This window comes from Streptomyces sp. NPDC107546 (assembly GCF_055639175.1).
Genome location: NZ_JBVKBA010000019.1, coordinates 17,072 through 39,523, shown reverse-complemented (window position 1 = coordinate 39,523; position 22,452 = coordinate 17,072). Strand labels below are relative to the sequence as shown.

Sequence of the window (22,452 nt, the reverse complement as noted above, 5' to 3'; positions counted from 1 at the left end):
ATCAACGACGGAGCATGGGCTGCTGCCCCGGCGCTCGTCCCCCGAAACCCGGACCCCGGCACGTCCCGCCGGTGTCACGGCGGGACCCGGTCGCCCTGGTGGAGCGGCGACCGTCCCCAACCCTACCGGCCCCTATGTACGGGAGTCAGTGCTCAGGTGTCTCAACGGCCGCCGATGTGACCAGTTCTGTGAGAACGCCGTGGCAGTCCTTGGGGTGCAGGAAGGTGATCCGCGAGCCCATGGAGCCGCGCCGCGGCTCGTCGTAGAGCACCCGCACGCCCTTGTCCCTGATCTCGGTGGAGTCACGGTCCACGTCCGCCGTGCCGAAGGCGATGTGGTGCACGCCCTCGCCGTTCTTCGCGAGCCACTTGGCGACGGTGGAGTCCTCGCGGATGGGTTCCAGCAGTTGCAGGTAGGAGGCGCCGCCGTCGTCCGTGTTGTTGATCTTCAACATGGCTTCGCGGACACCCTGCTCCTCGTTGACCTCGGTGTGGAACACGGAGAAGCCGTACGTCGAGGTGTAGAACTCGACGGTCTTCTCGAGGTCGAAACAGGCGATTCCGATGTGGTCGATACGCGTCAGCATGGATTCAGTGCAGCGCTCCCGCGGTGGTTACGCAACGTGCGCGCGATCACACTGACAGCCCGGTGACGGTTTGGCCTACCGCTCAGTACATTCGAAGTAAACCCTCGTTCACTCCTCGGCTGTGCAGGCCGGAAGGGGATCGCAGCTCATGTCTGGAACGAACAGCACGACCAGCGTCATCGTCGCGGGGGCGCGCACCCCGATGGGGCGGCTGCTCGGCTCGCTGAAGTCCTTCTCCGGAGCCGACCTCGGCGGCTTCGCGATCAAGGCCGCCCTCGACCGTGCGGGGATCGGTGGCGACCAGGTGCAGTACGTCATCATGGGCCAGGTGCTGCAGGCCGGGGCCGGGCAGATCCCGGCCCGTCAGGCCGCGGTCAAGGCCGGCATCCCGATGAGCGTCCCGGCCCTGACGATCAACAAGGTGTGTCTGTCGGGCCTCGACGCGATCGCACTCGCGGACCAGTTGATCCGTGCGGGTGAGTTCGACGTGATCGTCGCGGGCGGCCAGGAGTCCATGACCAACGCTCCCCACCTGCTGCCGAAGTCCCGGGAGGGCTTCAAGTACGGCGCGGTCCAGATGCTGGACGCGATGGCGTACGACGGGCTGACCGACTCCTTCGAGGGCATCGCCATGGGCGAGTCCACCGAGAAGCACAACACCCGCCTCGGCATCGGCCGCCAGGAGCAGGACGAGATCGCCGCCCTCTCCCACCAGCGGGCCGCCGCCGCCCAGAAGAACGGCGTCTTCGAGGCGGAGATCACTCCGGTGGAGATCCCGCAGCGCAAGGGCGAGCCGGTCGTCTTCGCCAAGGACGAGGGCATCCGCGGCGACACGACGGTGGAGTCGCTGGGCAAGCTGCGGCCGGCGTTCAGCAAGGACGGCACGATCACGGCCGGTTCCTCCTCGCAGATCTCGGACGGTGCGGCGGCCGTGGTCGTGATGAGCAAGGCCAAGGCGCAGGAGCTGGGCCTGGACTGGATCGCGGAGATCGGCGCCCACGGCAACGTGGCGGGGCCGGACAACTCCTTGCAGTCCCAGCCGTCGAACGCGATCCTGCACGCCCTGAAGAAGGAGGGCCTGGAGGTCGCCGACCTCGACCTGATCGAGATCAACGAGGCCTTCGCGGCGGTCGCCGTGCAGTCAATGAAGGACCTTGGCGTTTCCATCGAAAAGGTGAATGTCAATGGCGGTGCCATTGCCCTGGGTCATCCGATCGGGATGTCCGGCGCCCGGCTCGTCCTGCACCTCGCCCTGGAGCTGAAGCGGCGCGGCGGCGGCGTGGGCGCGGCGGCGCTGTGCGGGGGCGGCGGCCAGGGTGACGCGCTGATCGTGCGGGTATCCAAGGCCTGAGCACCCTCGAACCGACCTCTTTGCGTGAACACGTGAACGGAGCTGTGATGCAGGACGTCTCCTCGCTGGTGGCCCAGGCCAGGGAAGGCCGGCCGCGGGCCGTGGCCCGGCTGATCTCCCTGGTGGAGGGGGCGTCCCCGCAGCTCAGGGACGTCATGGCGGCGTTGGCCCCGCTGACGGGCAACGCATACGTGGTGGGCCTCACGGGGTCGCCGGGCGTCGGCAAGTCCACGTCCACGTCGGCGCTCGTGTCCGCGTACCGCAAGCAGGGCAAGCGGGTCGGCGTGCTCGCCGTCGACCCGTCCTCGCCCTTCTCCGGCGGCGCGCTGCTCGGCGACCGGGTGCGGATGTCGGAGCACGCGTCGGATCCCGGCGTCTACATCCGCTCGATGGCCACGCGCGGCCACCTGGGCGGCCTGGCGTGGGCGGCTCCGCAGGCGATCCGGGTCCTGGACGCGGCGGGCTGCGACGTGATCCTGGTGGAGACGGTCGGCGTCGGCCAGTCGGAGGTCGAGATCGCCTCCCAGGCGGACACCTCGGTCGTCCTGCTGGCCCCCGGTATGGGCGACGGCATCCAGGCCGCGAAGGCGGGCATCCTCGAGATCGGTGACGTGTACGTCGTCAACAAGGCCGACCGGGACGGCGCGGACGCCACCGCGCGCGAGCTGAACCACATGCTGGGGCTGGGCGAGTCGCGGGCTCCCGGCGACTGGCGCCCGCCGATCGTGAAGACGGTCGCGGCCCGCGCCGAGGGCGTCGACGAGGTCGTGGAGGCGCTGGAGAAGCACCGGGCGTGGATGGAGGAGCGGGGCGTCCTGGCGGAGCGCCGGCTGTCCCGCGCGGCCCACGAGGTCGAGACGATCGCCGTGACGGCCCTGAGGGAACGCATCGGCGACCTCCACGGCGACCGCCGTCTGAGCGCCCTGGCGGAACGGATCGTGGCGGGGGAGCTGGACCCCTACCGGGCGGCGGACGAACTGGTGGCCGGTCTGACGCAGGGCTGACGAAGAGCGGCCGGTCTGACGCAGGCCTGACGCGAAAGTGTGTGGGCGGCGCGCCGGTGGGTTGATGCCGTCCCCTCCGGGATTCCGCACCCAGGCGGGTGCCAGGGTGAACATGGCCGTCAACGGCGGCATCTCGATCGGCTCGGCAGCGGTAGGGGCCCTGTCGGGGCACCTGCCGCTGGAGTGGTGCTTCGCGGTGCCGGGGGCGGTCACAGTGGCTGTTGCGGGCTTGGCCGGCAGTCCCCGCGCCCGAAGGGGCGCGGGGAACTGCGCGACCAGCCACGACGGGCCCGCAGGCGAGCACTGACGCGCGCCCCCTACGGCCCCCGGCGGAGCGCTACGGCTTGCCCCGCTGTCCCCGCAGATGTTCCGCGATGGGTCGCAGGGACTTGTGGAGGTGTTCCAGGTCGTCCGGGGGCAGCAGGTCGATGAAGTGCCGCCGCACGGACGCCACGTGGTGTGGCGCGACCTTCTTCATCGTCTCCATGCCGCGGTCCGTCAGGACCGCGTACAGACCCCGGCGGTCGGACTCGCAGTTCTCCCGGCGGACCAGGTCCGCGTTCTCCATACGGGTGATCTGGTGCGAGAGGCGGCTCTTGGACTGGAGGGTGGCGGCCGCGAGGTCGCTCATCCGCATTCGCATGCCCTCCGACTCCGAGAGGTTCACCAGGATCTCGTAGTCGTTCATCGTCAGGCCGAACGGCTGCAGATCCCTTTCCAACTGGTAGGTCAGCAGCTTGTTGACCTCCAGGTGGGTGCGCCAGGCGCACTGTTCCGCGTCCGTCAGCCAGCGCGTGGCCGTCTCGATCTCCATGAATGAAGTCTACCTAAAAGGTTGAAAGGCGAACTAGTGAGGGGTGGTGTGACTGTGCGCACGCGTTCGACGTCACACTCCGCAGACTACCGCTCACAGCCCGAAGCGACGCTGGAGGTCCCCCAGCTGTCCGGGAAGACGCGGTGTTCCCGGCTGCCCCTGGTGGCCGGGAAGACCGCCGCCGCCCGGTACGCCGGGCTCCTGCGGGACCACCCCCGTGTCCTGCTCGGCCATGAGCGTCTCCGAGGACTGCAGCAGCACCGTGCCCGCCCCGACGAACTCGAACTGGTGCTCCTCCCCGGAGGCCCCGCCGAGCCCCGTCATCGCACGTAGACCGCCCCACAGGCCCCTCAGATACCCATGGTCGTAGTGGTGGCACGGCGACGGGCAGTCGGCCCAGCCGACCAGCGCCTGCGGGTCCACCCGGATCGGGGGTTCCATGAACACCACCGGACCGTTGGACGCGGCCACGAACTTCCCGGTTCCGATGAGCGTGAGGAAGCCGGGAATGATCGACTGCTTCAGCGACAGACTTGGCTGAAAAGCGAGCAGGTTGCCCGAGCGAATGGTCAGATTGCCGTCCTCGAGGTCGTACGAGTTCACGTCGAAGGCCCGGTCGGCGAGCAGCATCTTGCCCGAGCCCTCCGCCACCACCCAGTCGCTCGCGTGCAGTGGCGAATGGAACGACGTACGGACGAGACGGTCCAGACGCCCGTGCCCGATGCCGTTGAACTCCATCGAGCCGTAGTAGGCGATCATCTTGCCCTTCTGCAGGAACCACTGGCTCCCCTTGAGCTCCACGCAGAAGGTGTACTTGTTGACGTTGTCGTCGGCCGGCAGCGTCATCGGGTCGTACACGACGGACCCCGCGCCCGGGTAGGTGGTCACAGCTTCTCCTCCGAGGCCTGCACGTACACCACACCACTGCCGCTCAGCTCCAGCTGGAACGCCTCGCCGGAGCCGCGGCCCACCATGTCGCGCCAGCCGAGCGCCGTGGACAGCTTGTTGCGCACGTCGCCGTGGTGGGCGACATACGCCTGGGGGTCGACGTGGACCGGGCGCTGCGGGGTGATCGGCACCTCGAAGACGCCGCCGTGCGCCATGACGGCGACCGCGCCGTGCCCCGTCAGGGTCGTCGTGAACAGGCCCTGGCCGGTGACCTGGCCCCGCACCAGTCCCATGACGCCGCCCTGGGAGCCCATGAACATCGTGCCCTGCTGGAGGGTGCCCTCGAAGGCGAGCAGCCGGTCCGCCTCGACGTACAGCGTGTCGCCGGTCAGGTCGATCACCTGGATGTGGTGGCCGCCGTGCCCGAACAGCACCGTGCCGCTGCCCTCGACGGTCATCAGCGGCGTCGCCTCGCCCGCGATGCGGCGGCCGATCATCGACATGACCCCGCCCTGGCCGCCCTGGATGTTGGGGGTGAAGGAGACGTCGCCCTTGTAGGCGAGCATCGCGCCCCGCTGGCTGAACAGCCGCTGCCCGGGGATCACCGTCGCCTCGATCATCTTGGAGTTCACTTCACGGAAGGCCATGTCAGAGGTCCCCCGCGATCGTGTTGCGCTCGCTGGGCTGCACGTACACCAGTCCGTCCCCCTCGAAGCGGATCTGGAAGGCCTCGCCGCCGCCCTCGCCGAGGAATGTGCGGAACGTCACGCCCGACTGGAACGACTGCCGCAGGTTCCCCTGGTGCGCCACGTACGCGCCCGGGTCGACGGTCAGCGGGTACTGCGCGCTGACCCGAAGCACCACTGCCGGGCCGTCCGACGTGATCGCCGCCTGGCCGTGGCCCTCGACCGTCGTCGTGAACAGGCCGTTGCCCTGCGAGGCGCCGCGCAGCCCGGTGAAGGTCGTGCCCGTGCGCAGGCCGGCGTCCGTCGCGAGGAGGTTGCTCGACTCGACGAACAGCTTGTCCCCCTGGAGGCCGACGAGGTTGATCTCGGAGGCCCGGTCCGCGAACCAGCACGTCCCGTGCCCCTTCACCTCCATCACGGTCATCTGCTCGCCGGTGAGCCGCCGGGTCACCATTCCCCGGATCCCCTCACCGCCGCCGGTGAGCTTCTTGAAGGTCATCTGGCCGTCGTACGCGACCATGGAGCCGTTCTTCGCCTTCACGCCGTCCCCGGTCATGTCGACGGCCAGCACCTTGCTGCCTTGGAGTCGGAACATCGCCACGGAGCGACGGTAACGGCCCGGTGGGTGGAGCGGACAGAGCCCGAAGGTGGATCCGTACCCTGAGCCCACCCCCAGGGGCCCGGCCTCCAGCGGTCGGGTAGGGGATGAGTCGGTGTGTCGCCGACACCCCGTACCCCGTGCCCGGCCCGCCGCGTCCCGGATGTCACAATGGACGGGCGCTTGTGCGTGCGTTCACAAAGCGCCCGCCCCTTCCGGACGAACCTCCCCACCGAAGGTGACCCGTGGACATAAAGACCGCCACCGCCCTCCGCCGGCTCCGCCTGGTCTCGGCCCCCGAGGCCGTCTCCTTCCTGCTGCTGCTCATCTGCTCGGTACTGAAGCGCACCACCGACTTCAACGCCGTGCCCGTGATGGGCTCGATCCACGGTGTCCTGTTCATCCTGTACGTGATCTTCTGGGCGGACGCCTGGAACCGCACCAAGTGGCCGCTGAGGACCGCCGCCGTCTACTTCGTCCTCTCGGTGCTGCCGACCGGCGGCTTCTTCGCCGAGCGCAAGCTGCGCCGCGAGGCCGAGGACGCCGTCATCGCGGCCCGCGCCCGCAAGGAAGGGATCGTGAACGCGTGATCGTCGCCTTCTCCGTGACGCCGCTGGGCGTCGGCGAGGACGTGGGGGAGTACGTCGCCGACGCCGTCCGGGTCGTACGGGAATCCGGTCTGCCGAACCGCACCGACGCCATGTTCACCTCGATCGAGGGGGAGTGGGACGAGGTGATGGACGTGGTGAAGCGTGCCGTCGCGGTGGTCGAGGAGCGGGCGCCGCGCGTCTCCGTGGTCCTCAAGGCGGACATCCGTCCGGGCGTGAAGGACGGCCTCACCTCCAAGGTGGAGACGGTGGAGCGGCATCTGGCCGGCGGGTGAGGCGCTGCCGCCCGACCACGGAAAGCACCACCCCGGCCCCAGGGCCGGGGTGTTTCCGCAGCCCGCCCAGCGGGACCGTGCCGAGGGACCCTCGCTCAGCCCCGTTGCTCCACGTACTCCTTGAAGTGCTCCAGATCGCTGCGCACCAGCCTTTCGATGGCGCTCGCCTGGGCGAAGCCCCTGGGGCCGCCGAACGTCTCCCTGACCGCACCCGGGTCGTATGCGAGCCGGGCCTGCACCCGGGTGTGATCCGTGTCGATCGACTGCAGTGAGAAGGAGCCCTTCAGCTCGGGCTCGCCCGTGGTGCGCCACTCCATCACGCGTTCCCCGCCGCGGTCGGAGACCTCCGCCTCGATCTCCCGGGCCCGGCCGCCCGCCTCGACGTCCAGATGCGCCCGGCCGCCCGCCTCCGTGCGGGCGCCCCGCAGTCCGTCCACGAACCGCGGATAGTTCTCCACCCGGTGCAGGCTCTCCCAGGCCATGTCGATCGGGACTCCCACATCCACGTGTTCCTCGAGGGTGCTCATGGCTGACCTCCGCTTTTAGTTCGTCCCCCCTTCTGCCTTCTGCTTCCAGTGTGCGCCCGGCGACAGCCCGAGGACCGAAAAGCGAGACGGGGCTGACCAGCATGTGACCGGCCGGTAAGGTCGATGGCGTGCCGAAGCCCCTCAGTCTGTCCTTCGATCCCATCGCCCGCGCCGACGAGCACTGGAAGCAGCGGTGGGGAAACGTGCCGTCCATGGCCGCGATCACCTCGATCATGCGGGCGCAGCAGATCCTGCTCGCGGAGGTCGACGCGGTGGTGAAACCGTACGGACTGACCTTCGCGCGGTACGAGGCGCTGGTACTGCTCACCTTCTCCAAGGCGGGCGAGCTGCCCATGTCCAAGATCGGCGAGCGGCTCATGGTGCACCCGACGTCGGTCACCAACACTGTGGACCGCCTGGTCAGGTCCGGCCTGGTCGCCAAGCGGCCCAACCCCAACGACGGCCGCGGCACCCTCGCCTCCATCACCGACAAGGGCCGCGAGGTCTGCGACGCGGCCACCCGGGACCTGATGGCGATGGACTTCGGGCTCGGCTGCTACGACGCGGAGGAGTGCGCCGAGATCTTCGCGATGCTGCGTCCGCTGCGCATCTCCACGGGGGACTTCAAGGAGGGCTGACCGGTGGTCGCGCGGCGCCGGGGGTGCCGGAAGATCGACGCAAACCGGCCGTTACGCTCGTAGCCATGAAAAAGAGCGTGCTGACCCGCTACCGCGTGATGGCCTACGTCACCGGTGTGCTGCTGGTCCTGCTGACCCTCGGTGTCATCGCCAAGTACATCCTCGACGTGAACGGCGCCGCCGACTTCACCCGTGTCATCGGCATCGCCCACGGCTGGCTGTACGTCATCTACCTGGTCTTCGCCTTCGACCTGGGCTCGAAGGCCAAGTGGCCGGTCGGCAAGCAGCTGTGGGTCCTGCTCGCGGGGACGATCCCGACGGCCGCCTTCTTCGTGGAGCGCAAGGTCACCCACGAGCTCGAGTCGAAGATCGCGGAGGAAGCTCCCGCGGTCGCGAAGGCGTAGCGGACCCCGCCGTACGAAGCCGTACGGCGGTCTGCCGTCGACATTTACTTGGACGTCCTAGTAAATTCGGGGGTATGGACGCTGACGCCATCGAGGAGGGCCGCCGACGCTGGCAGGCCCGCTACGACGCCTCCCGCAAGCGCGAGGCAGATTTCACCACGCTCTCCGGCGATCCCGTGGAGCCGGTGTACGGACCCCGCCCCGGGGACAGGTACGAGGGCTTCGAGCGGATCGGCTGGCCCGGTGAGTACCCCTTCACCCGCGGCCTGTACCCGACCGGCTACCGGGGGCGGACGTGGACCATCCGCCAGTTCGCCGGGTTCGGCAACGCCGAACAGACGAACGAGCGCTACAAGATGATCCTGGACGCCGGCGGCGGCGGCCTGAGCGTCGCCTTCGACATGCCGACCCTCATGGGACGCGACTCCGACGACCCGCGTTCGCTCGGCGAGGTCGGGCACTGCGGCGTCGCGATCGACTCGGCCGCGGACATGGAGGTCCTGTTCAAGGACATCCCCCTCGGTGACGTCACCACCTCGATGACGATCAGCGGGCCGGCGGTCCCCGTCTTCTGCATGTACCTGGTCGCCGCCGAGCGACAGGGCGTGGACTCCTCCGTGCTCAACGGCACCCTCCAGACCGACATCTTCAAGGAGTACATCGCCCAGAAGGAGTGGCTCTTCCAGCCCGAGCCGCATCTGCGCCTCATCGGCGACCTGATGGAGTACTGCGCGTCCCGCATCCCCGCCTACAAGCCGCTGTCCGTCTCCGGCTACCACATCCGGGAGGCGGGCGCGACGGCAGCGCAGGAGCTGGCGTACACGCTCGCCGACGGGTTCGGGTACGTGGAGCTGGGGCTCAGCCGCGGGCTCGACGTGAACGTGTTCGCGCCGGGCCTGTCCTTCTTCTTCGACGCGCACGTCGATTTCTTCGAGGAGATCGCCAAGTTCCGCGCGGCGCGGCGCATCTGGGCGCGCTGGATGCGGGACGTGTACGGGGCGACGAGCGAGAAGGCGCAGTGGCTGCGCTTCCACACGCAGACGGCCGGGGTCTCGCTGACCGCGCAGCAGCCGTACAACAACGTGGTGCGTACGGCGGTGGAGGCGCTGGCGGCGGTGCTCGGCGGCACCAACTCGCTGCACACCAACGCGCTGGACGAGACGCTCGCGCTGCCGTCCGAGCAGGCGGCGGAGATCGCGCTGCGGACCCAGCAGGTGCTGATGGAGGAGACCGGGGTCGCCAACGTGGCCGATCCGCTGGGCGGTTCGTGGTACGTGGAGCAGCTGACGGACCGGATCGAGGCGGACGCGGAGAAGATCTTCGAGCAGATCAAGGAGCGGGGGCTGCGGGCGCACCCCGACGGGCAGCACCCGATCGGGCCGATGACGTCCGGGATCCTGCGGGGCATCGAGGACGGGTGGTTCACCGGGGAGATCGCGGAGTCCGCGTTCCGGTACCAGCAGGCGCTGGAGAAGGGCGACAAGAAGGTGGTGGGCGTTAACGTCCACACCGGGTCGGTCACCGGCGACCTGGAGATCCTGCGGGTCAGCCATGAGGTGGAGCGGGAGCAGGTGCGGGTGCTGGGCGCCCGGCGGGCGGCGCGGGAGGAGGCGGCCGTGCGGGCCGCGCTCGACGGGATGCTGGCGGCTGCACGTGACGGTTCCAACATGATCGAGCCGATGCTGGAGGCCGTGCGGGCCGAGGCGACGCTGGGCGAGATCTGCGACGCGTTGCGGGACGAGTGGGGGGTGTACACGGAGCCGGCCGGGTTCTAGGCGCGGCTGGGTGGGGGTGGGCGCCCGGTTGGTGCGCCCCCACCGCCCCTACCCTTCGCGTTCCTGGGGGCTCCGCCCCCAGAGTCCCGTATCGGCCTGAACGGCCTCGTCCTCGAACGCCCCCGAGCTCTCCGAGGAGGGGGGACTCCCGGACGGGCTGTTTGCGGTCAGCCCCAGCAACAGGACTCGGGTAAAGCTGCGCACCCACTCCTCGTCCGCCGGGCGGGCGCTCACCAGGGTGCGGTGGACCACCGCGCCCGCCACCATGTCGAAGATCAGGTCGGCCGTGCGGGCCGCCTCCTCCGGGTCGGCCTCGGGCGGCAGCTCGCCGCGGGCCCTCGCGCGGGCGCGGCCCGCCAGGACCAGGCGTTTTTGGCGGTCGACGATGGAGGAGCGGATGCGTTCGCGCAGGGCGTCGTCCCGGGTGGACTCCGCCACCACCGCCATCAGGCCGCTCTTGGCCTCCGGGCGGTCCAGGATCGCCGCGAACTGCAGCACCACGCCCTCGATGTCCGCGGCAAGACTGCCCCGGTCCGGCAGCTCGAGCTCGTCGAAGAGTTCGGCCACCGCGTCGACCACGAGTTCGTTCTTGCCCGCCCAGCGGCGGTAGAGGGTCGTCTTCGCGACCCCCGCCCGTGTCGCCACGTCCCCCAGCGTGAGCTTCGACCAGCCGAGTTCGACCAGCGCCTCGCGCGTCGCCTCCAGGATCGCGGCGTCCGCGGCGGCGCTGCGCGGGCGCCCCGGACGGGCGGCGGACTGGCTGCTCTGCATGTCAGTGACCATATCCGGCCCCGTCGACGGCGATATCCGAGCGTCGTGTGAAGTGGTGAGGGAGATCACTGGCGGACTGGTCACAGCCACCCCCGGAGACAGTTACGCTACGACTCGTAGCGAAAGCGTGCGCGCGCCCCGCGCGTGCCGTGTTCGCGAGCGACGACCACTGGCGCCGGGTGGGGACCCGGCCACGGAGCACGACCCGCCGGGCACGGTACCGGGCACGGCTTTGATCACGCTTTTCACAGCGGCGCGGGGAAGGGGGAGGATGTACTCATGCAGCCACGGAACATGTCCATGAGCGGAGTCGTCGACCTCGCCGCGGTGAAGGCAGCCCAGGAGGCGAAGGCGAAGGCGGAGCAGGCGCGCGCCGAAGCGGCCCGGCAGGGCGGAGGAGGGGCGGTCTCCCCGGCCGACCTCGTCATCGACGTCGACGAGGCGGGGTTCGAGCGCGACGTCCTGCAGCGGTCCACCGAGGTGCCCGTCGTCATCGACTTCTGGGCCGAGTGGTGCCAGCCCTGCAAGCAGCTGAGCCCGGTCCTGGAGCGGCTGGCCGTCGAGTACAACGGCCGGTTCGTGCTCGCCAAGATCGACGTCGACGCCAACCAGATGCTGATGCAGCAGTTCGGCATCCAGGGGATCCCGGCCGTCTTCGCCGTCGTCGCCGGGCAGGCGCTGCCCCTCTTCCAGGGCGCCGCCCCAGAACAGCAGATCCGCGAGACCCTCGACCAGCTCGTCCAGGTCGCCGAGCAGCGCTTCGGCCTGACCGGTCTGACCGTCGACCCCGACGCCGATCCGGGCGGCGCCCAGCAGGCCCCTCAGGTCCCGATGGGCCCTTACGACGCCGCGCTCGAAGCGGCCGTGGAGGCGCTGGACGCGGGCGACTTGGGCGGCGCGATCCAGGCGTACAAGAACGTGCTGAGCGACGACCCGGGCAACACGGAGGCCAGACTGGGCCTCGCCCAGGCCGAGTTGCTGCAGCGTGTGCAGGGGTCCGACCCGCAGCAGGTGCGCAAGGAGGCCGCGCAGAAGCCCGGTGACGTGGCGGCGCAGATCGCCGCGGCCGACCTGGATCTGGTGGGCGGACACGTGGAGGACGCGTTCGGCCGGCTCATCGAGACGGTGCGGCGCACGGCGGGTGACGACCGGGACGCCGCACGGCTGCGGCTGCTGGAGCTCTTCGAGGTGGTCGGCGCCGACGACCCCCGGGTGGCGGCGGCGCGGAGGGCGCTCGCGAGGGCCTTGTTCTGACCAGTCGCTAAACGCCCGGGGTTGTGTTGCCCGGGTGAAGGATTTGCCCGCAGAGGTTGACGGCGGTCGCGCTTTACCAAATCTTGGTAATCGCGGCCGCTGTTACTGCGAGTAAGGCAGGCCCCTTGTTCTGTCGGGTTCTGTCCGCTCTTCAACCGTTTCGCCATCTCCCTTTGCACCACGAAGAGTTGCCGGGCGATGCCGGGCAGTCGTCGGGCGGTTATCCGGCCGTTACTAGTGAGTAACGAACCCCCTTGCGGGGGCGGCGAGAATGCACCACGATCGGCCACGCTCGGTCCATCGCCGTACCCGACACCCAGCCGGGGCAACGGATTTTCGTGGGTCCCCACCGAGCAGGAGCCGGCGGCAGTGGCGTCGGCTCCTGGACAGGGGGGTCTCCGCTGCGGCGGAGCCTGTCCGGAGGTTGTGCGTGATGCGTGTCAGGCGCGACCAGTGGTTGTCGCTCGGGGGTGATCGCCGGTGATTGGGGCGCATATCGCGCCTCCGAGCGCGGGCGCTCTCCTTCCCGAGGACGTAGCACTTCTCCCATCCCTGCCCGGCCAAGCCGCCGACCGGCAGCGAGCCGGGATCAGGAGATGTACGTCCGAGAAGGAGGAAATATGGAGTCCCAGGTGCGTGGCGGGACCAGATGGAAGCGGTTCGCTGTGGTCATGGTGCCCAGCGTGGCCGCGACAGCAGCAATAGGTGTCGCCCTCGCGCAGGGCGCTCTCGCCGCGTCGTTCAGCGTGTCGGGGCAGGATTTCAAGGTGAGCGCGGGCCAGCTGGTCGGCACCGGCTTCACCCAGTACGGCGCTCTCGACACGGGCAAGGGCCTGGACGGCAAGGACCAGGCACACCCGGTGGCGATCTCGGCGTTCAACCACGCCACCATCACCAAGATGTGCCAGTCCGTGGTCACCCCGATCCCGCTCCTGAACAAGTCGGTCACCCTGAAGCTGACCGCAGGTGACAAGGGCAAGGACGTCGAGGCCGAGCAGCTCTACATCGACGTCGCCGACCTCGACTCGACGCAGGCCGAGTTCAGCAACATCGACATCGGCGTCGCGGCCGGAAGCGTCACCAAGGGCCCGAAGCCCAAGGCCGACGAAGTCCAGCAGCAGAAGACGAACCCCTACGGGTTCGCCCAGCAGGCCGACAAGGCCGTGCTGACCGACGTGCACCAGACGGCGTGGGCGACCACCGCCGGCACGTTCAAGCTGGCCAACCTGCACATGGGACTGCAGTGGGGCAGCGGCGAGGGAATCGAGTGCTACTAGGCACTCGGTGACGGGCGAGGGAGTCACCGGTCTCCCCGCCCGTCGCCTCCCTGCTCTCGTCCCCCCCGGACCCACCCCCACCGCAGGACCTCCCCTCACCACAGCAACACCGCTCCAGGGAGCTTTTCGATGAACGCCGAGTCGCCCGCGCAGAACGAGCACCATCTCCGCGTCTTCCGGCAGCGCTTCCGCGACTGGCGGGGCGCCCGTCCGTTCTGGGCCGGACTCTTCGTCCTGTTCGGCGGCTTCCCGATCATGTACTTCCCGTATGCGCACATAAAGATCGGTGCGCTCACGGTGGCGATGGCGACCACCGCGGGAGCCGGGTCCCTGATCATCGGCGTACTCCTCGTCGTCCTGGGCCTGACCCTGTGGTTCCAGCAGCACGTACGGGTCTTCGCGGGTGTCGCGGCGATCCTGCTGGCGCTGGTGTCCATCCCGGTGTCCAACTTCGGCGGCTTCGTCGTCGGCTTCCTGTTCGCCCTCATCGGCGGCGCGATGGCCGTGGCGTGGGCGCCGGGCGCGCCGCCCGAGCCGCAGGCGGCGCAGGAGACCGGCATGGGTAAGGGGGGCGCCCCCGGAGCTGTGGACGGGCTGGGTCTGCCGAACGATCTGTCAGGAACGAGCCCGGCCAACGGGGCGAACGGGAGGCACAGTGCCGGCTGACGAGGTGACTCACGGGGCTGACGCGGACGCGTCCCGTGTGAGAACCGGGCCGCGTCATGCGGCCCCCAGGAAGCCGCTGTTCACCAGGTTCCACATGCCGGCCGGAAAGGCGATAGCCCTGGCGGCGATGCCGACGGCGGTCCTCATGGGGATGGGGCTCACACCGACGCTCGCCCGTGCCGCCGACCACACGCCGTCGTCCAAGAGCCTGACGGTCGACGAGTACCAGAAGTGCGTGGAGGCCCTGGACGACTCCAAGGACGCCTCGTCCTCGCCGTCGCCGTCGTCATCCGCTTCGGCGAGCCCCTCGAACTCCGCCGACACGCCGGAGCCGACGTCCTCGGCGTCCCCGGAGGGGAGTTCGGGGAAGGCGTCGGGCACCACGTCGGGCAAGACCTCTTCGTCGGATTCAGGTTCCGACGACAAGGCCGAGCCCACGCCGTCGAAGAGCACGTCGGGTGCCTCCTCGGGCAGCGGTACGTCCACGCCGAGCCCGTCGGCCTCCGCGAGCGGCGGGAACCTGCTCGAGACGATCGGCGACGCCGTCACGGGCGTCCTCACCGGCGGCTCCGGATCCGGTTCGGGCACGTCCGCGAGCCCGTCCGCCACGCCGTCCCCCTCGGCCTCGGCGTCCGCCCCGAAGGGCACCGACGCGCCGAAGGACCTGTCCGGCACCGTCAAGGACACGACCGGGAAGGTCACCGGCACGGTCAAGGACACCGTGAAGGGCGCGACGGACACGGCGTCGAAGGCGGCCTCCGAGGCGACCAAGACGGCGGGCGACGCCGTCAAGGCGGCCGAGTCCGCGGCCGCGAGCCCGTCCCCGAGCTCCAGCACGTCCGCCGGGGACTGCCCGGCGGCGACCGACGACGAGGGCGGCGTCGAGAGGATCCTGTCCCTGCCCGACAAGCCGTGGCACCTGCAGGCCAGCTCGCTGCTGCTCAAGGGCGCCGACTATCAGGGCGTCGTCAAGGTGCGGACCGCCGGCGGCACCGTCAAGAGGGTCCTGAAGTACGTCATCTCCGACGGCACCGACATCGGCGACCTGCACCAGCTCGTCGACGGGCCCAACGGCGTGACGTACCACGTCCAGGCCGCCAAGGGCTCGACGTCGACCATCCGCAACGGCAAGACGGTGATGTACACGGAGAGCATCTCCGGGAACCTGCTCGGCCTGATCCCGGTCACGTTCAGCCCGGACAACCCGCCGCCGCTGAACATCCCGCTGATCTACTTCACCAACGTGAAGGTGACCCAGGCCGGACAGTTCGGTGGAACGCTGACCGTACCGGGTATGCGTCAGTACGTCACCGGCGCGAACTGAGCGCGCCTCAAGACCAGTTCGGGAGCCGCACACAGAGGGCGCCCCCCGCCGTACGGCAGGGGGCGCCCTCGGCGTGTGTCAGTTGCGTCCGCCCTCGCCCAGGTGGTGGACGCGGACCATGTTCGTGGTGCCGGGGACGCCGGGCGGCGAGCCGGCGGTGATCACCACGATGTCGCCCTCGTTGAACCGGTTGAGCTTGACCATCTCCTGGTCGACCAGCTCCACCATCGCGTCGGTGCTGTTCACGAACGGCACGACGTGCGACTCCACGCCCCAGCTGAGCGACAGCTGGTTGCGGGTGGACTCGTCCGTGGTGAACGCCAGGATCGGCTGGGCCGCGCGGTAGCGGGACAGCCGGCGGGCGGTGTCACCGGACTGGGTGAAGGCCACCAGGCCCTTGCCCCCGAGGAAGTCCGCGATCTCGGCCGCGGCGCGCGCCATCGAACCGCCCTGCGTGCGCGGCTTCTTGCCCGGGACGAGCGGCTGAAGGCCCTTGGAGAGCAGCTCCTCCTCGGCGGCCTGGACGATCTTCGACATCGTCTTGACCGTCTCGATCGGGTACGCCCCCACGCTGGACTCGGCGGAGAGCATGACCGCGTCGGCGCCGTCCAGGATGGCGTTGGCGACGTCGGAGGCCTCGGCGCGGGTCGGGCGGGAGTTGGTGATCATCGACTCCATCATCTGGGTCGCCACGATCACCGGCTTGGCATTGCGGCGGCACAGCTCGATGAGCCGCTTCTGCACCATCGGGACCTTCTCGAGCGGGTACTCGACGGCCAGGTCGCCGCGGGCGACCATCACGCCGTCGAACGCCATCACGACGTCCTCCATGTTCGCCACCGCCTGCGGCTTCTCCACCTTGGCGATGACCGGGACACGGCGGCCCACCTCGTCCATGACGCGGTGGACGTCCTTGACGTCGTTGGCGTCCCGCACGAAGGACAGCGCGACCATGTCGCAGCCCATGCGCAGCGCGAACCGCAGGTCCTCGACGTCCTTCTCGGACAGCGCCGGCACGTTCACCGCGGCGCCGGGCAGGTTGATGCCCTTGTGGTCGGAGATGACGCCGCCCTCGATGACGATCGTCCTCACCCGCGGACCCTCGACGTCCAGGACCTTCAGCTCGACGTTGCCGTCGTTGATCAGGATCTGGTCGCCCTTGGAGACGTCCCCCGGCAGGCCCTTGTACGTCGTGCCGCAGATCGACTTGTCGCCCGGCACGTCCTCGGTGGTGATGGTGAACTCGTCACCGCGCACCAGCTCGACGGGACCCTCGGCGAAGGTCTCCAGGCGGATCTTCGGGCCCTGCAGGTCGGCGAGGACACCGATGGCCTTGCCGGTCTCGGCGGACGCGGCACGGACCCGGACGTAACGGCCCTCGTGCTCCTCGTGCGTGCCGTGGCTGAAGTTGAAGCGGGCCACATTCATGCCGGCTTCGATCAGCGAGACGAGCATCTCGTGGGAGTCGACCGCGGGGCCGAGAGTACAGACGATTTTCGAACGGCGCATGGGGCGATCCTATCGGTTTGTTTCGCTACGGAATATTCCATCTGGCGGAAAATACAAATGGGCGGGTTCGCGCTCAGGCGAGAGCCGTCGAATTTCTTCAGTTGCCCTTTCCGGTGCCCTTGCCGACCAGTGCGTAGGTCTGCGTGGCGATCTCCAGTTCCTCGTCGGTCGGCACCACCGCGACCGCCACCCGCGCGGACGCGGGCGAGATCAGCCGCGGCCGGTCGCCGCGCACGGCGTTCAGGTCGCCGTCCACCGCCAGGCCCAGTCCCTCCAGGCCCACGACGGCGGCCTCGCGCACCGCGGCGGCGTTCTCGCCCACACCCGCCGTGAAGGCGATCGCGTCCACCCGGCCGAGTACCGCGTAATAGGCGCCGATGTACTTCCTCAGTCGATGGATGTAGATGTCGAAGGCGAGCCGCGCCCCTTCGTCGCCCTCGTCGATCCGCCGGCCGATCTCCCGCATGTCGTTGTCGCCGCACAGACCGAACAGACCGCTCCTCTTGTTGAGAAGAGTGTCGATCTCGTCCATGGACATTCCGCCAACGCGCTGCAAATGGAAGATGACGGCCGGGTCCAGGTCACCGGAGCGCGTCCCCATCACCAGACCCTCGAGCGGGGTGAGTCCCATGGAGGTGTCCACGCACCTGCCGCCCCGGACCGCCGAGGCGGACGCCCCGTTGCCCAGGTGCAGCACGATGACGTTGACGTCCTCGGGTGCCTTGCCCAGCAGCTTCGCGGTCGCCCGGGACACATACGCGTGCGAGGTCCCGTGGAACCCGTACCGCCGGATCCGGTACCGGTCCGCGATCTTGGGATCGATCGCGTAGCGCGCCGCGGACTCCGGCATCGTCGTGTGGAACGCCGTGTCGAAGACGGCGACCTGGGGCAGGTCGGGGCGCAGTGCCATGGCCGTGCGGATCCCGGTGAGGTTGGCCGGGTTGTGCAGCGGCGCGACCGGGATCAGCCGCTCGATCTCGGCGAGCACGGCGTCGTCGATGACGGTCGGCTCGGTGAAGAACATGCCGCCGTGCACCACCCGGTGGCCGATGGCGGCCAGTTCGGGCGAGTCGACGCCGAGCCCGTCCCTGCCCAGCTCCTCGGCGACCGCCTTCAGGGCTGCTTCGTGGTCGGCGATCGGCCCGTTCTGCTCCCGGGTGTCGCCCGTGGTGAGCGCCGTGTGCTTGATCCGCGAGGTCTGCTCGCCGATGCGCTCGACGAGGCCCACGGCCAGCCTGCTGCCGTCGCGCATGTCCAGCAGCTGGTACTTCACCGAGGACGAGCCGGAGTTGAGGACGAGGACACGGGTGGGGCTCACTGGGCGGTTGCCTTCTGCTCGGGGGTCTGGGCCTGGATCGCCGTGATGGCGACGGTGTTGACGATGTCGGAGACGAGGGCGCCCCGGGACAGGTCGTTGACGGGCTTGCGCAGGCCCTGCAGGACCGGGCCGACGGCGATCGCGCCGGCCGAGCGCTGCACGGCCTTGTAGGTGTTGTTGCCGGTGTTCAGGTCCGGGAAGATCAGCACCGACGCCTGCCCGGCGACCTCCGAGCCCGGCAGCTTGGTGGCCGCGACGCTGGGCTCGACGGCGGCGTCGTACTGGATCGGACCCTCGATCTTCAGATCGCCGCGGCGCTGCCGCACCAGCTCGGTGGCCTCGCGCACCTTGTCGACGTCGGCGCCGAAGCCGGAGCTGCCCGTGGAGTACGACAGCATCGCGATCCGCGGCTCCACCCCGAACTGCTCGGCGGTGGCGGCCGACTGGATGGCGATGTCGGCGAGCTGCTCGGCGTTCGGGTCCGGGTTCACGGCGCAGTCGCCGTAGACGAGGACCTTGTCGGCGAGGCACATGAAGAAGACCGAGCTGACGATCTTCGCGTCCGGCTTGGTCTTGATGATCTCGAAGGCGGGCCGGATGGTGGCGGCCGTGGAGTGCACGGACCCGGACACCATGCCGTCGGCGAGCCCCTCCTGGACCATCAGGGTGCCGAAGTAGTTCACGTCGGAGACGACGTCGTACGCCAGCTCGACCGTGACCCCCTTGTGGGCGCGCAGCGCCGCGTACTTCTCGGCGAAGACGTCGCGCAGCTGCGAGGTGGCCGGGTCGATCAGCTGGGAGTCGCCGAGGTCGATGCCGAGGTCGGCGGCCTTCTTGCGGATCTGGTCGACGGGCCCGAGCAGCGTGAGGTCGCACACCCCGCGGCGCAGCAGCACCTCGGCGGCGTGCAGCACCCGCTCCTCGGTGCCCTCCGGGAGCACCACCCGGCGCTTGTCGGCGCGGGCCTGCTCCAGCAGCTTGTGCTCGAACATCATCGGCGTGAGCCGGTCGCTGCTCGGCGCGGACACCCGCTTGTTCAGATCCACGGTGTCGACGTACCGCTCGAAGAGCCCGAGCGCCCGCTCCGCCTTGCGCGGGGTGGCCGCGTTCAGCTTCCCCTCCATGGAGAAGAGCTGCTCCGCGGTGGGGAAGCTGGTGCCGGACACCGACAGCACAGGAGTGCCCGGGGCGAGGCGCCCGGCGAGGGCGAGGATCTCGTCGCGGGGCACCTCGTTCAGTGTCAGCAGCACACCCGCGATCGGCGGGGTCCCGGCGCTGTGCGCGGCCAGCGACCCCACGACGAGGTCGGCGCGGTCGCCCGGGGTGACCACCAGGCAGCCCGGGGTCAGGGCGGCGAGGAAGTTCGGCAGCATGGCGCCCCCGAAGACGAAGTCGAGGGCGTCACGTGCGAGTCCCGAGTCGTCGCCGAGCAGCACCTTGGCGCCGAGGGCGTGGGCGATCTGGGCCACGGGCGGTGCCGAGAGGATGGAATCGTCGGGAAGTACGTAACAGGGCACCGGGAGCCGGGAGTCGAGCCCCTCGGCGATCTCGTCGCGGTCCTCGCGGGCGACCCGGTTGACGACCATGGCGAGAACGTCGCAGCCCAGCCCCTCGTAGGCGCGGTAGGCGTTCGCCGTCTCGGCGCGCACCGACTCCGCGGTCTGCCGGCGCCCGCCCACGACCGGGACCACCGACGCCCCGAACTCGTTGGCGAGCCGGGCGTTCAGGGACAGCTCGTCCGGGAACTGCGTGTCGGCGAAGTCGGTGCCGAGGACGAGGACGACCTCGTACTCGCGGGCCACCGCATGGAACCGGTCGACCAGCGTGGACACCAGCTCGTCCGTGCCGCGCTCGGCCTGGAGCGCGGACGCCTCCTGGTAGCCCATGCCGTACACGCTCGCCGGGTCCTGGGACAGCCGGTACCGGGCGCGCAGCAGCTCGAAGAGGCGGTCGGGGCCGTCGTGGACGAGCGGACGGAAGACGCCGACCCGGTCGACCTGCCGGGTCAGGAGCTCCATGACTCCCAGCTCGACGACCTGGCGGCCGTCGCCGCGGTCGATCCCGGTCACGTACACGCAGGGCGTCACGCGTGCTCTCCGTTTCGTCTCTCGAGGGGGGTGGTCTTGACCGATTCCGCATGCTTTTGTGGAGTTCTGCGGAGGCTGAAAATCCTCCACGCGGGTGAGCAGAATCCTCTTGACAATACCCCTCGGCGCGGATAGGGAGCCCATCAGGTACCAGGGATCGAGGGCGGACATGCGCGATCGGCACCGGCCTGTGAGCCGTGAAACAATCGGACTGGCTCACCGGTATCGACAGCGAGCAGGAGACACAGCACGATGCGCATCGGAGTACTCACCGCAGGCGGCGACTGCCCGGGCCTGAACGCAGTGATCCGGTCGGTCGTGCACCGAGCGGTAGCGCAGTACGGCGACGAGGTCATCGGCTTCGAGGACGGCTACCGCGGCCTCCTGGACAGTCACTACCGCGCACTCGACCTCGACGCCGTGAGCGGCATCCTCGCCCGTGGCGGCACCATTCTCGGCTCCTCCCGGCTGGAGCGCGACCGGCTGCGCGAAGCCTGCGACAACGCCTCGGACATGATCCGCGACTTCGGCATCGACGCCCTGATCCCGATCGGCGGCGAGGGCACCCTGACCGCGGCGCGCATGCTCTCGGACGCGGGCCTCCCGGTCGTCGGCGTGCCCAAGACGATCGACAACGACATCTCCTCCACGGACCGCACCTTCGGCTTCGACACCGCGGTCACCGTGGCCAGCGAGGCCATGGACCGACTGAAGACGACGGCCGAGTCCCACCAGCGGGTGATGGTCGTGGAGGTCATGGGCCGCCACGCCGGCTGGATCGCCCTGGAGTCGGGCATGGCGGCCGGCGCGCACGGCATCTGCCTGCCGGAGCGCCCCTTCGATCCGGCCGACCTGGTCAAGATGGTCGAGGAGCGCTTCGCCCGCGGCAAGAAGTTCGCGGTGATCTGCGTCGCCGAGGGCGCACACCCCGCCGAGGGCACCATGGACTACGGCAAGGGCGAGATCGACCAGTACGGCCACGAACGTTTCCAGGGCATCGGCACGGCCCTCGCGTACGAGCTGGAGCGGCGGCTCGGCAAGGAGGCCAAGCCGGTCATCCTCGGCCACGTCCAGCGCGGCGGCGTACCGACCGCCTACGACCGGGTGCTCGCCACCCGCTTCGGCTGGCACGCGGTCGAGGCGGCGCACCGCGGCGAGTTCGGCAGGATGACGGCGCTGCGCGGCACCGACGTGGTGATGGTGCCGCTGGCGGAGGCGGTGACCGAGTTGAAGACGGTGCCGAAGGACCGGATGGACGAGGCGGAGTCGGTGTTCTAGAACACCGGGTTGGGCCGCGCCCTTCCGTCAGGCGTTCCTCTCGACCGTCGACCAGAAGATCTCCACGACGCGGTCCAGGTAGTCGCGGCCGCCCTCCCTTGTGTCGGCCGCGGCGGACCCCGCGCCCCCGTTCAGTGGGGCGGTCGTCCGCCCCTGGTAGTCGGCGTGCATCTCCTCGAGGACGTCCTCGAGGAGCGGCCGCTGCAGGGGCAGCAGTTTGCCGACCTGGCGGACGTACGCCTGCCAGCGGGTGGTGACCGCGCCGCGGAGCAGCTGGGCGAGCCGGCCCTCGCGCCCGGTCACGATGACGAAGTCGGGCAGGGACAGCTGCAGCACCTCGGCGAGGGTGGCGGACTGCCGGTCGTTGCCGCGCCAGGCGTCCGCCTCCTCCATCCGCACGTAGGCGAGGAGCTCGAGGCCCACGGCGTGCGCCACGTCCTCCTGCGCGAGCCCGCGTGCGAGACGGTGCTCGCGCAGGGTGCGGGGCGCGCCGACGAGTTCGCCGGGAGCACACCACAGCACGCCCGCGAGCGCGGTCAGTTCGTGCGGCCTCGGAGTGGCGGCCCCGACCTCCCAGGCGATCACGAGGTCGGGCGTGACGTGGGGGAGCCCGTACGAGGAACGCAGGGTGTGGGCGACGTGCTCGGGTTCCATGCCGAGGGCCGCCCGGAGGCGGCGGGCGGCGGCGGCGTCGAAGGGCGGGGTGGGCGGGGGCGGTTGCTGGGCCTGCGGTGGGTGCACGGGCACAAGGTAGGGTGCCGGGGCCCGTGTGACTACGGACTGTTCAGCCATACTTACGCATCGTAGCAACGCG

Annotated in this window: 23 protein-coding genes; 12 read left to right on the top strand and 11 right to left on the bottom strand. The window is 69.7% G+C overall.

Translation table 11 applies throughout. From position 1 onward, the window contains the following. Positions 1-145: 145 nt before the first annotated feature. The gene (mce, locus tag ACZ7L1_RS25655; RefSeq protein ID WP_471440361.1) at positions 146-586 is read right to left on the bottom strand and encodes a methylmalonyl-CoA epimerase; all 441 of its coding nucleotides are present in this window, start codon (positions 584-586) and stop codon (positions 146-148) included. A 148-nt stretch (positions 587-734) separates the two neighbouring features. On the opposite strand from mce, the gene ACZ7L1_RS25650 reads away from it, so the two are divergent. Both ACZ7L1_RS25650 and meaB read left to right on the top strand, forming a co-directional pair. Next, on the top strand, positions 735-1,937 hold the full coding sequence (locus ACZ7L1_RS25650) for an acetyl-CoA C-acetyltransferase (protein ID WP_471440360.1): 1,203 nt from the start codon (positions 735-737) through the stop codon (positions 1,935-1,937). Between the two features lie 47 nt (positions 1,938-1,984). Then, positions 1,985-2,941, top strand: coding sequence for a methylmalonyl Co-A mutase-associated GTPase MeaB (gene meaB, locus ACZ7L1_RS25645; RefSeq protein WP_471440444.1), 957 nt, complete (start codon positions 1,985-1,987; stop codon positions 2,939-2,941). Positions 2,942-3,278: 337 nt separating this feature from the next. On the opposite strand, the gene ACZ7L1_RS25640 is transcribed toward meaB, so the two are convergent. From ACZ7L1_RS25640 to ACZ7L1_RS25625, 4 genes are all read right to left on the bottom strand, one after another. After that, complete coding sequence (locus ACZ7L1_RS25640) at positions 3,279-3,755, bottom strand: MarR family winged helix-turn-helix transcriptional regulator (protein WP_471440359.1); 477 nt, start codon at positions 3,753-3,755, stop codon at positions 3,279-3,281. A gap of 93 nt (positions 3,756-3,848) precedes the next feature. Next, positions 3,849-4,643, bottom strand: coding sequence for an AIM24 family protein (locus tag ACZ7L1_RS25635; RefSeq protein ID WP_471440358.1), 795 nt, complete (start codon positions 4,641-4,643; stop codon positions 3,849-3,851). Then, the gene (locus ACZ7L1_RS25630) at positions 4,640-5,290 is read right to left on the bottom strand and encodes an AIM24 family protein (RefSeq protein ID WP_471440357.1); all 651 of its coding nucleotides are present in this window, start codon (positions 5,288-5,290) and stop codon (positions 4,640-4,642) included. Before ACZ7L1_RS25630 ends, ACZ7L1_RS25635 begins: the two co-directional genes overlap by 4 nt. Before the next feature lies 1 nt (position 5,291). Further along, positions 5,292-5,924: an AIM24 family protein gene (locus ACZ7L1_RS25625; protein WP_471440443.1), complete on the bottom strand. Its 633-nt coding sequence runs from the start codon at positions 5,922-5,924 to the stop codon at positions 5,292-5,294. A gap of 248 nt (positions 5,925-6,172) precedes the next feature. Between ACZ7L1_RS25625 and ACZ7L1_RS25620 the strand changes: the two genes are divergently transcribed. Together ACZ7L1_RS25620 and ACZ7L1_RS25615 are read left to right on the top strand one after the other, a co-directional pair. After that, positions 6,173-6,517, top strand: coding sequence for a DUF3817 domain-containing protein (locus ACZ7L1_RS25620; protein WP_471440356.1), 345 nt, complete (start codon positions 6,173-6,175; stop codon positions 6,515-6,517). Further along, positions 6,514-6,810, top strand: coding sequence for an MTH1187 family thiamine-binding protein (locus ACZ7L1_RS25615; RefSeq protein ID WP_471440355.1), 297 nt, complete (start codon positions 6,514-6,516; stop codon positions 6,808-6,810). Before ACZ7L1_RS25620 ends, ACZ7L1_RS25615 begins: the two co-directional genes overlap by 4 nt. A 95-nt stretch (positions 6,811-6,905) precedes the next feature. Here ACZ7L1_RS25615 and ACZ7L1_RS25610 read toward each other — a convergent pair whose 3' ends face one another. Continuing rightward, positions 6,906-7,337, bottom strand: coding sequence for an SRPBCC family protein (locus ACZ7L1_RS25610; RefSeq protein WP_471440354.1), 432 nt, complete (start codon positions 7,335-7,337; stop codon positions 6,906-6,908). 128 nt (positions 7,338-7,465) lie between these two features. Here ACZ7L1_RS25610 and ACZ7L1_RS25605 point away from each other — a divergent pair, with 128 nt between their 5' ends. The 3 genes from ACZ7L1_RS25605 to ACZ7L1_RS25595 all read left to right on the top strand — a co-directional run bounded on the left by ACZ7L1_RS25605 (position 7,466) and on the right by ACZ7L1_RS25595 (position 10,154). Further along, a complete protein-coding gene (locus tag ACZ7L1_RS25605) occupies positions 7,466-7,975 on the top strand; it encodes a MarR family winged helix-turn-helix transcriptional regulator (RefSeq protein WP_471440353.1) in 510 nt (169 codons plus the stop codon). 65 nt (positions 7,976-8,040) lie between these two features. Further along, entirely contained in the window at positions 8,041-8,379 is a 339-nt protein-coding gene (locus ACZ7L1_RS25600) for a DUF3817 domain-containing protein (protein ID WP_471440352.1), read from the top strand. A 74-nt stretch (positions 8,380-8,453) separates the two neighbouring features. Beyond that, complete coding sequence (locus tag ACZ7L1_RS25595; protein ID WP_471440351.1) at positions 8,454-10,154, top strand: acyl-CoA mutase large subunit family protein; 1,701 nt, start codon at positions 8,454-8,456, stop codon at positions 10,152-10,154. Positions 10,155-10,202: 48 nt separating this feature from the next. Here ACZ7L1_RS25595 and ACZ7L1_RS25590 read toward each other — a convergent pair whose 3' ends face one another. Next, on the bottom strand, positions 10,203-10,925 hold the full coding sequence (locus ACZ7L1_RS25590; RefSeq protein WP_471440350.1) for a TetR/AcrR family transcriptional regulator: 723 nt from the start codon (positions 10,923-10,925) through the stop codon (positions 10,203-10,205). A 279-nt stretch (positions 10,926-11,204) separates the two neighbouring features. On the opposite strand from ACZ7L1_RS25590, the gene ACZ7L1_RS25585 reads away from it, so the two are divergent. From ACZ7L1_RS25585 to ACZ7L1_RS25570, 4 genes are all read left to right on the top strand, one after another. Then, positions 11,205-12,179 (top strand): tetratricopeptide repeat protein, encoded by a 975-nt coding sequence (locus tag ACZ7L1_RS25585; RefSeq protein ID WP_471440349.1) that lies wholly within the window; start codon positions 11,205-11,207, stop codon positions 12,177-12,179. Positions 12,180-12,799: 620 nt separating this feature from the next. Next, on the top strand, positions 12,800-13,456 hold the full coding sequence (locus ACZ7L1_RS25580; RefSeq protein WP_471440348.1) for a DUF6230 family protein: 657 nt from the start codon (positions 12,800-12,802) through the stop codon (positions 13,454-13,456). Between the two features lie 129 nt (positions 13,457-13,585). Further along, positions 13,586-14,122, top strand: a complete 537-nt coding sequence (locus tag ACZ7L1_RS25575) for a DUF6114 domain-containing protein (protein ID WP_471440347.1) — start codon at positions 13,586-13,588, stop codon at positions 14,120-14,122. Further along, positions 14,112-15,446 carry a hypothetical protein gene (locus ACZ7L1_RS25570; RefSeq protein ID WP_471440346.1) on the top strand — a complete coding sequence of 445 codons (1,335 nt, stop codon included), beginning with the start codon at positions 14,112-14,114 and terminating at the stop codon, positions 15,444-15,446. Before ACZ7L1_RS25575 ends, ACZ7L1_RS25570 begins: the two co-directional genes overlap by 11 nt. Before the next feature lie 78 nt (positions 15,447-15,524). On the opposite strand, the gene pyk is transcribed toward ACZ7L1_RS25570, so the two are convergent. The 3 genes from pyk to pta all read right to left on the bottom strand — a co-directional run bounded on the left by pyk (position 15,525) and on the right by pta (position 20,360). Beyond that, entirely contained in the window at positions 15,525-16,955 is a 1,431-nt protein-coding gene (gene pyk, locus ACZ7L1_RS25565; RefSeq protein WP_471440345.1) for a pyruvate kinase, read from the bottom strand. A gap of 97 nt (positions 16,956-17,052) precedes the next feature. Then, positions 17,053-18,273, bottom strand: coding sequence for an acetate kinase (locus ACZ7L1_RS25560; protein ID WP_471440344.1), 1,221 nt, complete (start codon positions 18,271-18,273; stop codon positions 17,053-17,055). Next, positions 18,270-20,360 carry a phosphate acetyltransferase gene (pta, locus tag ACZ7L1_RS25555; RefSeq protein WP_471440343.1) on the bottom strand — a complete coding sequence of 697 codons (2,091 nt, stop codon included), beginning with the start codon at positions 20,358-20,360 and terminating at the stop codon, positions 18,270-18,272. The genes ACZ7L1_RS25560 and pta overlap by 4 nt, the downstream gene beginning before the upstream one ends. 252 nt (positions 20,361-20,612) lie before the next feature. Between pta and ACZ7L1_RS25550 the strand changes: the two genes are divergently transcribed. Beyond that, a complete protein-coding gene (locus ACZ7L1_RS25550) occupies positions 20,613-21,638 on the top strand; it encodes an ATP-dependent 6-phosphofructokinase (RefSeq protein WP_471440342.1) in 1,026 nt (341 codons plus the stop codon). Positions 21,639-21,665: 27 nt separating this feature from the next. Here the strand turns inward: ACZ7L1_RS25550 and ACZ7L1_RS25545 are convergent, their stop codons facing one another. Next, positions 21,666-22,430, bottom strand: coding sequence for a helix-turn-helix domain-containing protein (locus ACZ7L1_RS25545; RefSeq protein WP_471440341.1), 765 nt, complete (start codon positions 22,428-22,430; stop codon positions 21,666-21,668). Positions 22,431-22,452: the final 22 nt, after the last annotated feature.